At 62.1% G+C, this 15,113-nt stretch carries 5 protein-coding genes; all 5 read left to right on the top strand.

Annotated elements, in window-relative coordinates; genetic code table 11:
• A partial coding sequence (locus AC6LKD_RS08620) for a VCBS domain-containing protein (RefSeq protein ID WP_498115903.1) occupies nt 1-5,570 on the top strand: 5,570 nt, incomplete at its 5' end.
• 160 nt (nt 5,571-5,730) lie between these two features.
• A complete protein-coding gene (locus AC6LKD_RS08615; protein ID WP_498115902.1) occupies nt 5,731-8,973 on the top strand; it encodes a retention module-containing protein in 3,243 nt (1,080 codons plus the stop codon).
• Between the two features lie 161 nt (nt 8,974-9,134).
• Nucleotides 9,135-12,332 carry a retention module-containing protein gene (locus AC6LKD_RS08610; protein WP_498115901.1) on the top strand — a complete coding sequence of 1,066 codons (3,198 nt, stop codon included), beginning with the start codon at nt 9,135-9,137 and terminating at the stop codon, nt 12,330-12,332.
• A 105-nt stretch (nt 12,333-12,437) separates the two neighbouring features.
• Nucleotides 12,438-13,121: a transglutaminase-like cysteine peptidase gene (locus AC6LKD_RS08605; protein WP_498115900.1), complete on the top strand. Its 684-nt coding sequence runs from the start codon at nt 12,438-12,440 to the stop codon at nt 13,119-13,121.
• A gap of 17 nt (nt 13,122-13,138) precedes the next feature.
• The gene (locus tag AC6LKD_RS08600; RefSeq protein ID WP_013392873.1) at nt 13,139-15,097 is read left to right on the top strand and encodes a bifunctional diguanylate cyclase/phosphodiesterase; all 1,959 of its coding nucleotides are present in this window, start codon (nt 13,139-13,141) and stop codon (nt 15,095-15,097) included.
• Nucleotides 15,098-15,113: the final 16 nt, after the last annotated feature.

Below are 15,113 nucleotides of genomic sequence, written 5' to 3'. Positions count from 1 at the left end.
TCACGCTGACCGGCTACGACGCCGCCACCGGCAAGATCACCTACACCTACCAGCAGGACGGTACGGCCAAGGATCACACCGCCGGCGACAACTCCGTCACCGACAAGTTCACCGTCACCGTCACCGACACGGCCAACCAGGTCAAGTCCGACGACCTGGTGGTGCTCATCACCGATACCGCTCCGGAAGCCAAGCCCGACACCGCCACCGTCACCGAAGACACCGCGCTGACCGCCACCGGCAACGTCATCAGCGGCACCGGCGCCGACACCCTCGGCGCGGACGCCACCAACGTCGTGGGCGTGGCCAAGGGCACGGTCGCCGCCGGCCAGAACGTCAACGGCAACGTCAACACCGCAGTCAACGGCGAGTACGGCAAGATCGTCCTCAAGGCCGACGGCTCCTACACCTATGAGCTGAACAACAACGACCCGCGCGTGAACGCGCTGCTCGATGGCCAACAGCTCAAGGACACCTTCACCTACACGATCAAGGACGCCGACGGCGACGTCAGCACCACCACCATCACGGTCACCATCAACGGCCACACCGATGGCGTGCCGGGCGTGACTGTCCCCGACGCCAACGGCGCAGACGCTGGCAACATCAGCATCGCCGAGAACGCCACCAAGCCGGTCACCGGCGAACTGACCGTCACCGCGCCGGAAGGCCTGGCCACCGTCAAGATCGGCAACGTCACCCTCACCGTGGCCGAGCTGCAAGCGCTGGGCACCACCCCGCGCGTCATCACCGGCACCGAAGGCAAGCTCACGCTGACCGGCTACGACGCCAACACCGGCAAGATCACCTACAGCTACCAGCAAGACGGTACGGCCAAGGATCACACCGCCGGCGACAACTCCGTCACCGACAAGTTCACCGTTACCGTCACCGACGCAGCCAACCAGGTCAAGTCCGACGACCTGGTCGTGCTCATCACCGACACCGCTCCTGAGGCCAAGAACGACACGGCGGGCATCACGGAAGGCACGACCGCCCCCATCTCCGGCAACTTGTTGGGCAACGACACGCTCGGCGCCGATGCAGTCACGACGGTCATCACTACCGGCGACGCCAAGTACGGCACGCTGGTAGACAATGGCGACGGCACCTGGTCCTATCAGCTCAACAACAGCCTGCAAGCTGTCCAGGGGCTGCAGGCGGGCGAATTGCTGACCGAGACCATCCGCTACACCATCACCGATGCCGACGGCGACAAGAGCGAGGCCGTGCTGACGATTACGATCACCGGCACGAACGATCTGCCCTCGATCAGCAACGCCAGCATCAACCTGTCCGAAGAAGGTCTGCCGCACGGCATACCTGACAGCGATGGCACCACGGATACGACGAACGCTGTCACCTACTCCGGCAACCTGACCATCTCCGATCTGGATGTGAAGGACACCCATACCGTCACCTTGGTCAAGCCGGCGGACAACGCCCTGACCTCGCAAGGGAAACCTGTCGTCTGGACCTTGTCGGACAATGGCCACACCCTGGTCGGCAAGGACTTCCACGGAAACCCCGTCATCACCGTCACGATGACCGACGCGGGCGGCTACACCGTAACCCTGTCGGGCCAAGTGGATCACCCGACGAACTCGATCGAGGACGTGCTCCAGCTTGGCATCGGCGTGCAGGTCAACGATGGCCACGCCACCAGCAACGGCACCATCACGATCAATATCGAGGATGATAGTCCGGAATTCGGCGCCGTCACCAATACGGTGATGGAGAATGCCGCTACCAGCGCCACCGGTACTCTGGAGTTCCATACGGGCGCCGACGCCGTGGGCGCCACGCTGGTTGTGTCGTCTGTCGGTCAGCTGCCGCAGAACTGGACGACCAGCGCGCTCAACAAGTCTTCGGTCGACATCTTCTCGCCCAACGGGACCAAGATCTTCACGGTGACCCTGAATCCGGAGGGCGGCTATACCGTCACCCAGCACGAAGCCCGGCCCGGGACGACCGCGTCGATCGACTTGGCCTCCTCGATCAGCAACAACCCCCAATCCACCTATGACCTCGGCTATGCCACGCTGAGCGCCGGCGGCGGAAAGACGTTCAACGCCAACACGTTCGGCAGCGGAAATTCGTTCGGGATCGGCAACACCTCCTTCGACTCGGGCGAAAGCTTCCGCATGGACTTCAAGAAAGCCCTCTCGGATTTCACGCTGAATGTCGCGGAAGTCAAGGGAAGCGGCACGCTCAATGTCACGATATGGAGCGATGGCGTTTCCAAGGTCATCACCGTACCCGTGAACAATACAACTGGCGCCATCCACATCACGAAGGAGATGTTGAGCCAGGGCACCCCCTCGTTCTCTCAATTCGATAGCATCGAGGTCACCGCGGGCAGCGGCGTCAAGATGTCCTTCCTCACGACCGGCTCCTATACGGAAAGCGTTCCCGCCGGCCCGATGGACTTCACGGTTGGCGTTACCGGAACGGATGGCGACGGCGACAAGGTGAACACGCATTTCAACGTGACCTCCACCGCGGAGTCCGCCGTTACGAACGCGACGAACAAGGTCGCGGAAGCCACTGGCGACACCGTTACGGGAACGATGCAGATTTCCGCAGCGTTGGGCATCGTGAGCGTCGACGTAAACGGCGTGGACGTCACCAAGGCGACGAATGCCAACCCCGTCAGCCTGACCACGGGCAAGGGCACGCTGAAGATCACCGGCTACGATCCGGCTACCGGCAAGCTCACTTACACCTATACCGAGAAGGGGAAATCCCAGGATCACTCTAACGGCAAGGACAGTGTGCATGACGACTTCACCGTGACCGCCAAGAATGCTGGCGGCCACGGCAGCAGCGGCAAGCTGACCATCCAGATCACCGACAGCGCGCCCGAGGCGAAGCCGGACACGGCCAGCGTGACGGAAGACAAGGTCTTGGAAGCCACGGGCAACGTCATCACCGGCACCGGTGCGGACGCCGTGGGCGCCGACGTGACCACCGTGGTCGGCGTGGCCAAGGGTTCGGCCAACCAGAACAAGGCGATCGAAGGTAACGTCAACGCCGAGGTCAATGGCGTGTACGGCAAGATCACCATCCACGCCGATGGCTCCTATACCTATACCCTGAACAACACCGATCCGCGCGTCAATGCACTGGGGCAAGGCGACAAGCTCTCGGACGTGTTCTCGTACACCATCCGTGATTCCGACGGCGACTTCAGCACCACGACCATCACCATCACGATCAATGGCACCAATGACGTGCCGGTGATGACCAACGACTTCCGGTCGGTCACGGAAGATGTGAACGTCACGGGCGGAAATCTCACCGTCAAGGGCGCGGTCACGATCACGGATCCCGATGCCGGCCAGTCGACCTTCGACACCGCCACCCTCAAGCTCACCAACAGCACGCATGCCGGCGGAGCGCTGGGCGTCATCGTAATGAAAGCCGATGGCACCTACACCTACAACGTCAACAACGCCGCGATCCAGTTCCTCAAGGCGGGCGAAAGCATCGTCGAGACCTACACGGTCGCGTCCGCCGACGGTTCGGCCACCAGCACCATCACCATCACCATCAATGGTGTCAACGACGCGCCCACGACCGAGGATGGTTCCGCGAACCTGGAAGCTGGCGATAAGCAGTACGTATTCTCGTTGAACGATTTCCGCTTCGACGATGGCGCGGAAGGCAACAGCCTGCAAAGCGTCATCATCACCCAACCGCCCACCAGCGGCACGATGACCTATAACGGCAAGCCGGTCACCGCCGGCATGGAGATTCCGAAGTCGGCCATCGAACAAGGCCTGCTGAAGTTCACTCCGGGCGCCGACAAGCAGGACAGCTCCTTCAATTTCCAAGTGAAGGACAATGGCGGCACGGCGAATGGCGGCAACGACACCTCGACCGAGCACAAGTTCGTCATCTCCGCCGATCACCTGGTGACCAACAGCAATGACGACAGCGGCAGCGGCGGCAAGCCGCCGCTGAACGGCGGGTCGGGCGATGACATCATCCTGGCGGACCAGGGCGGCTACGTCACGACCGTCAACCCCGGCACGAACTACAACATCGCGCTGGTGGTGGACCGTTCGGGCAGCATGTCCGCGCAATCCGGTTCCGGTGTCAACCGCATGCAGCTGGTCAAGGACGCGCTGGTCAAGCTCGCCAACGATCTCGAGCACCACGACGGCGTCGTCAATGTATCGCTGATCGGCTTCGCAACCCATGCTCAAGATCCGATCACGATCAACAACCTCACGAAGGACAATCTGAGCCAGTTGATCAAGGCGATCAACGATCTGACTATCGCGACGGGTAACACTGCGGGGACCAACTACGAAGCCGCCTTCAACGCGACCGTGAAGTGGTTCGCCGATCAGGGCAAAGCGAATTCCAGCGGTACGAAGTTCGAGAATCTGACGTTCTTCCTGACCGACGGAAACCCGACACAGTACTACTACAACGACAAGAAGGGGGTGGACGGACCGGGTAACGATACCGACTACAACACCATGAAGGAATCCGTCGACGCCTTCAAAGCCCTGAGTGGCACCAGCAAGGTCCACGGCATCGGTATCGGGACTGGCATCGACAGCAACATCCTGCGCTTCTTCGACAATACAGACAGCGCTGGCGACGGCCAGATCAGTTTTCCCACGAAGTGGAACATTTGGGGAACCCCAATTGAATGGACAGCCGTCTCTGGCAAGACTGGCTCCATTGACATCGTCAACACCGCGAACGACCTGGCGGCCGCGCTCAAGGGAGGCAGCAGCACGAGCAATCCGGCTGAAGTCGGCCACGACACCGTCTACGGTGGCGACGGCAACGACATCATCTTCGGTGACGCGATCAACACCGACCACCTGGCGTGGGCCGGCAATCCCGCGGGATCCCACAATGGTGGCGGTCTCGACTCGCTGAAGGACTACCTCAAGGCGGTGGACGGCGTCGCCCCGACGAACGAACGGATATACGAGTTCATCAAGCAGAATCCGGGTCAGTTCGATGCGGCTGGCGACACGCGTGGCGGCAATGACGAATTGCACGGCGGCAAGGGCGACGACATCATCTACGGCCAGGGCGGCAACGATGTCCTGTGGGGTGATGACGGCAACGACAAGCTCTATGGCGGAACCGGCAACGACGAGCTCCACGGCGGCGCCGGCAACGACATCCTGGTCGGCGGCAAGGGCAACGACACCATGTGGGGTGACGGCGGCAGCGACACGTTCAAGTGGCAGCTCGGCGACCAGGGCACCACGGCGCAGCCCGCGATCGACACGATCAAGGACTTCTCGAAGGCATCGGTCGCCGACGGCGGGGATGTGCTGGACCTGAAGGACCTGCTCGTGGGCGAGAAGGACGGCAACCTGTCGCAGTACCTGAACTTCAAGCAGGATCCGGCCAACTCCAACAACACGCTCGTCGAGATCAACACCCAGGGCAAACTTGGCTCCCAGGGCGCGGATCAGAAGATCGTGCTGGAGAACGTCGATCTCACCCATGACGCGAACGGTCAGGCCATGAGCAACCAGGCCATCATCAACGACCTGCTGCAGAAGGGTAAGCTGAACGTCGACCACAGCTAAGCAGCAAGCCCGGGAAGGCCGGCAACGGCCTTCCCGGTGGTGCATTCTTCATCAAGCATCTGCATTGCTGCTTGACGCTATCAATGTTGCCAGTATCGAACGCCGGCAACGCCATCTAGTATCTGGCCACCTTGGATAACGCCCTGAAAAGGGAACCGACATGGCCAATACGTCTCCCGCAATCGTCAACGAAATTTCCGGCCGCGCGTGGCTGCGCCATGGCGACGGATCCCTGATCGAACTACGCCTGGGCAGCAAGGTCCCTGCGGGCAGCGACGTTGTCACGGCGTCGGGCGCCACGGTTTCCCTTCAGGTTGAAAACGGCATGCCGATCATCATCGGCGAGGGCCGCGAGGTCGCGCTGACCAACGAAATGACCAGCATGCCGGATGATGCGCCCGAAGCGGCCGTCACGCCGCCCAAAGGCACCGACTCCGACCGATTGTTGGCCGCCCTGCGCGACGGCCGCGACCTGTTCGACCAACTCGATCCCGCCGCCGCCGCCGTGGCTGGCGGTGGCGGTGGTGGCGGCAGCAGCTTTGTGCGCTTGGCCCGCCTTCTTGAATCCACCAGCCCGCTAGACCTGGCCTACTCGAATCCCGCTCGCGATGATGCAGTCTTGCCACGCATGTCCGGCATTGGCCCCGTCCCCGGCGACGAGGAACCGCCCACGCCCGTCGACGTCAACCGCGCGCCCGCCGCGAGGGACGATGCAGGACAAGGCGATCAAAATGGCCACGTGCGCGGCAACCTGCTCGCGAACGACTCAGACCCGGACGGCGATCCCCTGAGGATAGCCTCAGTAGGCAGCCGACCCATGACCTCGGATGGCATTACGGTTGCGGGCAGCAATGGCGGCACGTTCACTGTCCTGCCTGACGGCAGCTATGTCTTCACGCCGGGAAACGCGTTTGAGCGCCTGGCCGCGGGCGAAACCGCCACCAGCACCATTTCGTACACCATCACGGATCCCAGCGGCGCCACCTCCACGGCAACCGCCGTTGTGACGATCACCGGCACCAATGACGGCCCGGTTTCCACCGCCATTTCCGACACCTCCAGCCTGGATGGCCAGACCCATGTGAGCTATGACATCTCTGGCCGCTTCTCCGACCCCGACGCGAGCGACCGGCTCACCTACACCGCAACCGGCTTGCCGCCCGGCCTGAGCATCGATACGCACACCGGCATCATTACCGGCGACATCGATCCGTCGGCCTCGCAAGGCGGCAGTGTCGGCGTCTACAACATCACCATTACCGCCACGGATCCCTCTGGCGCAACAACTTCGCAGAAGTTCGACTGGGCCATCGCCAATCCCGCGCCCGTCGCGGTTGGCGACTCGGGCGCTGCCAGCGAGGACTCGACCCTCGGCGTCAGCGCTCAGAACGACGTGCTGGCGAACGACAGGGATTCTGACGGCGACGAGCTTACCGTCTCTCAAGTCAACGGTAACGCGGCCAACGTAGGCGCCGCCATCGCAGGCTCCCATGGCGGCACGTTCACGCTGAACGCCGACGGCTCCTACAGTTTCGACCCGGGCTCCGCCTTTCAACACCTCGGCGCCGGCGAAAAAATCTACAGCTCAATCACTTACACCGTCTCCGACGGCGAAGGAGGTACAAGCACGGCGACCCTCACGGTCGAAATTACCGGTACCAACCAGACGCCGGTAATCCTGCCCCATGCCGACCAGGTTTTGGAAGACCACTCAGCCTCTGGCAACGTGCTCAGCGGCGCGGCCGATGCCGACAACGATGCGCTGAGCGTTGTCACGTACGCCGTCGACGGCGCGAAGTACCTCGCGGGCAACACGGCATACATTGCGGGCGTGGGCTCGATCCTCATCAATGCCGACGGCAGCTATGCATTCACGCCGGACGCGGATTGGAACGGCGCAGTGCCGCAGGTCACCTATACCGTGGCGGATGGCTCTGTCACGACGTCATCCACCCTGGACATTGGCGTCCTGTCCGTCAACGATGCGCCGCTGTCGCAGGACAAGCCCGACAATCTGGTAGCTGGCCACCTCTACGTATTTGGCCTGAATGACTTCCCGTTCTCCGATCCGCAGGAGGGCCATTCGCTAAAGTCGGTGATCATAGATTCTCTCCCCTTATTCGGCACGCTGCTCCTGAACGGCGAAGCGATCGCGCCAGGACGTGAAATCAGCCTGGAAGACCTGGCCAACGGCAAACTGACGTTTCAACCCGACGGCGCAGACTTCCGCCGCAGCGACGGTTCGTCCTTCGAATTCCGTGTCAAGGATACCGGTGGCACCGCCAACGGCGGCCAGGACACCTCATATCAGCAGACGTTCAAGCTGAGTACTGGCGAGCTTATCGTCGGCAACAACCACTTCGGCGACAACAACACTCCGGATAACAACCTCTACTATTGGATGGGCGGCAGCGGTAAAGACGTAATACTGGGCGACAAAGGCGGCGTACTGGGGATGATTCATCCTCCCTTACCACTCTCTCTCAGCGGATTGGGTTTGCCGGACCCTTCCGAGTGGGAGGCCCACCCAAGGAGCGGCTTGGACCATGCGCTGGCTCCGCTGAGCAAAGACGCGCTCTTCGGCAACGGCGGTTCAGACATTCTTTTCGGCGATGCCATCAACACGGACTTCCTGCCCTGGGGCGTTGATGGCAACCCGGCCAGGCCTGAGGGCCTGCTCGATGGGTCTGGTCTGTGGGCGCTCAAGGAATTCTTGCTTCTCAAGAATGGCGTGCCACCTACGGATGCCAATCTTTACCGGTTCATCTCGGACAACCACGACATGCTCGACGTGCACGGCGATACACGTGGTGGACAGGACTTCCTTGCTGGCAATGAAGGCGATGACATCCTCTACGGCCAAGGCGGCAACGACGATCTCTTAGGCGGCCGTGGCCAAGACATCCTGTCGGGCGGCACTGGCGACGACATTCTGAAAGGCAACGGAGGAAGCGATGTCCTGATTGGCGGCATGGGCAATGACATCATGGCCGGTGATGGCTTTGACTTCTATAGACTGGACGGCAGCGGGTATAGCGTCGACAGCGACACGTTCAAGTGGGAATTCAACGATCAGGGCACAATCACCGCCCCGGCAGTGGATACAGTCCAGGACTTCTCGATCCTGAAACCTGTCGAAGATGGCGACATCCTGGATCTGCAGGAATTGCTGGTCGGCGAAAGCGACAGCACACTGACCAAGTACCTGGACTTCCGCAAGGAAGGCTATGACACGGTCATCGACGTGAATACCCAGGGCAAGCTTGGCACCCAGGGCGCGGATCAGAAGATCGTGCTAGAAAACGTCGACCTCACCCACGATGCCTACGGCCAGTTCATGAACAACCAGGCCATCATCAACGACCTGCTGCAGAAGGGAAAGTTGAACGTTGATCACAGCTAAGCAGTAAGGCCAGACGGGATCCGCAATGGCCTCTTGGCATGAGGCACTTTCCGTCATTGCGCTACCTAAATGCTTAGCACTATCAGTATTGGCAGTATCGAGCGGCAGCAACGCCATCTAGCATCAAGCCATCTTGGACAACACTCTGAAACGAGACCGACATGGCCAACACTTCCGCCGCAATCGTCAACGAAATCTCCGGTCGCGCGTGGCTGCGCCATAGCGACGGATCCCTGACTGAACTGCACCTGGGCAGCAAGGTCCCCGCCGGCAGCGATGTCGTCACGGCCTCGGGCGCCACGGTTTCTCTTCAGGTTGAAAACAGCACACCCATTATCATCGGCGAGGGCCGCCAAGTCGCGCTGACCAGCGAAATGACCGGCACTCTGGATGACGCGTCCGAAGCGGCGGTAGCGCCGCCCACAGGCACCGACTCCGACCGATTGCTGGCCGCTCTGCGCGACGGCCGCGACCTGTTCGACGAACTCGATCCCACCGCCGCCGTCGTGGCTGGCGGTGGCGGCGGTGGCGGCAGCAGCTTTGTCCGCCTGGCCCGCCTTCTTGAAACCACCAGCCCGCTAGACCTGGCCTACTCGAATCCGGCTCGCGATGACGCAGTCTTGCCACGCATGTCCGGCGTTGGCCTCGTCCCCGGCGACGAGGAACCGCCCACGTCCGTCGACATCAACCGCGCGCCCACCGCGTGGGACGATGCAGGACAAGGCGATCAAAACGGCCAGGTGCGCGGCAACCTGCTCGCGAACGACTCAGACCCGGACGGCGATCCCCTGACGATAGCGTCAGTAGGCAGTCGGCCCATGACCTCGGACGGCATTACGGTTGCGGGCAGCAACGGCGGCACGTTCACTGTCCTGCCAGACGGCAGCTATGTCTTCACGCCGGAAAACGCATTTGAGCGCCTGGCCGCGGGCGAAACCGCTATCAGCACCATTTCTTACACCATCACGGATCCCAGCGGAGCCACCTCCACGGCAACCGCCATCGTGACGATCACCGGCACCAACGACGGCCCGGTCTCCACCGCCATTTCCGACACCTCCAGCCTGGATGCCCAGTCCCATGTGAGCTATGACATCTCTGGCCACTTCTCGGATCCAGACGCGAGCGACAAGCTCACCTACACCGCAATCGGCTTGCCACCCGGCCTGAGCATCGATCCGCACACTGGCATCATTACCGGCGACATCGATCCCTCGGCCTCGCAAGGCAGCAGCGTCGGCATCTACAACATCACTATTACCGCCACGGATTCCTCTGGCGCAACAAGCTCGCAGAACTTCGACTGGACCATCGCCAATCCCGCGCCCATCGCGGCTGGCGATTCGGACGCAGCCAGCGAGGACTCTGCCCTCGACATCAGTGCCCAAGACGGCGTGCTGGCAAACGACAGGGATCCAGACGGCGATGCGCTTACCGTCTCGCAAGTCAACGGCAACGCGGCCAGCGTGGGCGCCGCCATCGCGGGGTCCCATGGCGGCACGTTCACGCTGAACGCCGATGGCTCCTACCGCTTCGACCCAGGCCCTGCATTCCAGCGCCTCGGCGCCGGCGAAAAGACCTACAGCTCGATCACTTACACCGTCTCTGACGGCGAGGGCGGTACCAGCACCGCTGTCTTGACAGTCGAGATCACGGGCGCCAACGACGCACCTATCCTCCAGGCACACGACAACCAGGTGTTGGAGGACCATGCGGCATCTGGCAACGTGCTAATCGGAGCGGTCGATGTCGACAACGATGCGCTGACTGTCACAACCTTCACCTTCAACGGCACAACCTACGCGGCCGGCATCACTGCCTACGTGGAAGGCGTAGGCTCAATCCTCGTCGATGCCGATGGCAATTATGTGTTCACACCGGACGCGAACTGGAACGGAAACGTCCCACAGATCACGTACACCGTGACGGACGACACGGTCACGACCTCGTCCACCTTGGACATTGGAGTTCTGTCGGTCAACGACGCCCCGATATCGCAAGACGCCTTCGGCAACGTGGTGGCTGGCGATCGCTACACGTTCGGTCTGAATGACTTTCCATTTTCCGATTCTGGGGAAGGCCATTCGATGAAGTCGTTGATCATCGACTCGCTACCCTTGGATGGCACGCTGTTCCTGAACGGCAAGACGATCAGACTAGGGCAAGAGATCAGTGCGGAGGATCTGGCCAGCGGCAAGCTGGTGTTCCATGCTGGTGGCGCCACCTACGGCGACGGCGACGCTTCATCCTTCAACTTCCGAATCAAGGACACGGGCGGTACTGCCAACGAGGGGCAGGACACGTCGCATCCGCACGCGTTCAGGCTGAATGTGGGTGACTTCATCGTCGGCGACAACGACAACGGTAGTGGGCAGAAATACACTAAGAAAGAGGGCAGTCACGGCAACGACGTAATGTTGGGCGACCAAGGAGGCGTACTGGGACTCCCCCCTCCTCCCCCAAATCCTGCTGGCTGGCTGATCGATCCGCATGGCCGGGAAGCTGAAGCCGGAAGTTGGCCGAGTCATGTGCTAGCTCGGCCGGACAACGACACGCTCATCGGCAATGACGGCTCGGATATCCTGTTCGGAGATACGATCAACACGGATCGATTGCCCTGGGGTATCGATGACAACCCCGCCAAGCCCGCCAATTTGCTCGACGGATCCGGCCTGTTTGCACTCAAGCAGTTCCTGCTCCTGAAGAACGGCTCGCAGCCCACCGACGCCGACCTGCACAAGTTCATCTCAGAGAATCACGAAACACTCGACATGCATGGTGACACGCGCGGCGGCCACGACTGGCTGCGTGGCGGTCGAGGCGACGATATTCTCTACGGCCAAGGTGGCGGGGACCAGCTGGAAGCTGGCGATGGCAACGACATACTGTCGGGCGGCACGGAGTACGACCGCCTGGAAGGTGGAGCTGGCAACGATATCCTGATCGGCGGCATGGGCAGTGACATCCTGGCCGGCGACTCCGTGCCCGACAGCTATGAAAGTGACACGTTCAAGTGGGTACTCAACGACCAAGGCACCATAGACACCCCGGCCGTGGATTGGATCGTAGACTTCTCGACCCTGAAGCCGGCCGATGGCGGCGACATCCTGGATCTGCAGGGACTGCTGGTCGGCGAGAATGATGGCAACCTGAGCAACTACCTGAACTTCCACAAGGAAGGCATCAACACGGTCATCGACATCAATACCCAGGGCAAGCTGGGCGACCAGGGTGCGGATCAGAAGATCGTGGTGACAGACGTAGACTTCACCCACGACGCCTACGGCCAGTTCATGAACAATCAGGCCATCATCAACGACCTGCTGCAGAAGGGTAAGCTGATCGTTGACCACGGTTAGGCAATAGCCCCAGGGGACGGCCCGCAGCGGCCCTCCCCGACCTGCATGACGCATTTTTTCCCTGGGCACGTCTAAGATGCCCGGAAAAATGTGAAAATCCGTTTCATGCCATCGTCCCGCCGTTTCCGCCGCACGCTGAATCTGTGCCGATTGGCTTTGCTATGCCTGGCTTGCGGCTGGGGCGGAAGTTCCGCCCTGGAAGTCAATGCCGACCGGCTGCAAAGCCTGTCGGCCAGCCGCTATGGCGCGAAAGGCTCCAAGGCAGTGTCGGAATGGCTGCAATTGATGCGCAGCCCCGCCCCTGCCCCGGAAAGAGGTGCGCTGACGCAGGCCAATGACTTCTGGAACCGCTCCCTGATGTCCGGCGAGGACATCACCATATGGAAGCAGGCCGATTATTGGGCCACGCCGTTAGAATCGCTGGGTAGAGGCGCTGGCGACTGTGAAGACTACGTCATCGGCAAGTACTTCACGCTGCTGGCGCTGGGCGTGCCGGCGAACAAGCTGCGCTTCATCTACGTCCGCGCACGGATCGGCGGCGCGGCCAGCAGCACCCAGATCGCCCACATGGTGCTGGGCTATTACGAAACTCCCAACGCCGTGCCGCTGGTGCTGGACAACCTGATCTCGACCATTTTGCCCGCCACGCAGCGTCGCGACCTGACGCCGGTATTCAGTTTCAATGCCGACGGCGTCTATGTGGACGGCAAACCCGCCGCGCCGGTTGACCGTCTCAGCCGCTGGCGTGATCTACTTCAACGCATGGAACGGGAAGGCGTGCGCCCCTGATGTCCGGAAATAAGACTATGTCCATACTTCGACAGCTATTGCTCAGCGTTACCCTTGCCATCGGCGTCATCCTGCTGGGCACGCTGGCGCTCAGCGTGAACTCCGCCAGGGAATACCTGTCAGGCCAACTGCAGGTGCAGAGCACCGATGCCGCGGTATCGCTGGCGTTGTCGCTCTCGCAGCCCGCGAACAATGATCCGGTCGTGCAAGAGCTGCTGGTATCGGCGCTGTACGACGGCGGACACTTCTCGCTGGTACGCCTGGCCGATCCGGAAGGCAAGGTCCTGATCGAACGGAAATCCACGGCCACCGCGGCGTCGGTTCCCGCCTGGTTCCAGGCGCTGGCTCCGCTGACGGCGCAATCGGCCAGCCATGCCGTCAGCGACGGCTGGCGTCAGATTGGCGAAGTCACGCTGATCGCGAACGACGCCTATGCCTGGGAAGCCCTGTGGCGCAGCAGTCTCAAGATGATCGCCTTGGTGGTGGGCGCCGGCATCCTGTGGGCCGTGTTTGCCTTCATGCTGGTAGGCTGGATCAAGAATCGCCTGCTGCGCGAAATCAGCGACCACGTGCGCAGCATCGGCCAGGAATCGCCGACCGAGCAGGTAGAGGCGCGCGTGCCTGAACTGTCCGGGGTGGTGCAGGCCCTGAATCAAACCCGCGAACGCATCCATGCCAGCGTCGAAGAGCAGAACGCCAAGATCGAATCGCTGGAGCTGGAACTGAACCAGGATCCGGTCACCGGGTTGCCTAACCGCAAGTACTTCGTCAACGAGTTCCGCCGTGCGCTGGAAACCCATGCCATCGCGACGGGACGCAGCATCGACGGCGGCCACGTGCTGGTGTTCCGCCAGCGCGACCTGGCGGACCTGAACCGCCATATGCCGCGTGAGTTCATCGACCAGTGGTTGCGCGCGGCCTGCGAGCGCATCCGCGGCACCCTCAAGAGCATGCATGTGGCCTCGCCCCTGCTGGCCCGCCTGAATGGCTCGGATTTCGCTTTGCTGCTGCCCGGCTGCGCGGCTCCCCAGGCCATGATGGTGGCAGAGCAGGTACGCGCCGACCTGCACGCTTCGCGTATCCCCGTGGGTGAAGGGCATTTGTGCCGCTGGGCGCAGGCCATGACCGACTATGGCCACGGCAGCCAGGCCGGCCCGGTGCTCGCGCGCCTGGACTTCGGCTTGATGCGGGCGGAAAGCGCTGGCAACGACCAGGTCGTGATCGCGGGCGCGACCGACATGCAATCGCCTTCGGAATCGGGTGAACGCGCCTGGAAGGACGCAATCCAATCCGCGCTGGAAGAGCACCGTTTCGAGCTGTCCACGGAAAACCTCCAAGCCACCGATGGCAGCATCGTCCGCACCGAAGCGATGCTGATGATGCGCACTGCCGCCGATCAGGTGCCGATTCCCGCCACACTGTTCATCCCGCCGGCGGTGCGCCTGGACCTGGTGGCCGATTGCGACCTGGAGGCCGTCAGCCTGGGGCTGGATTGGCTGGCTGCCAACACCGGCGAACTCGCCGTGCGAGTGGCGCTGCCCTCATTGCGAGGCCAGAAGTTCTTCCGCCAGTTGGCCCTGCTGCTGACCGAACACCGGCCGCTGGCGCGCCGCCTGTACCTGGAAATCGACGCCCATGGCCTGGTGGAATGCCACGAGCAGATCGCGACGCTGGCCCGCGTCGCCTCGGAGTTCGGCGCGCATATCGGTGTGCGCCGCCTGGCGCAGCAGTTCGGCGCGGTGGCGCAACTGCACACCCTGCCCTTGTCGTACGTGAAACTGGGCGGGGGCTTCGTCGGCGGCATGTCTCAAAGCCCCGGCAGCCAGCAGTTGACGGCTTCGGTGCTGGAAACCGCACGCAACCTGAAGATCGCGGTCTATGCCGAGGATGTGCCGGACGCCGAAACGCAGCGCATTCTGGCCAGGCTGGGCATAGGTATCATGCGCGGCCCCGGTGTCAAAACGGCTGCAGCCTGAGGCGGCCACAGCCAAG

The sequence above is a fragment of the Achromobacter sp. D7-1 genome, assembly GCF_059760445.1.
The sequence above is the reverse complement of the archived record's forward strand: the minus strand, read 5'-3'. Positions and strand labels throughout refer to the sequence as shown.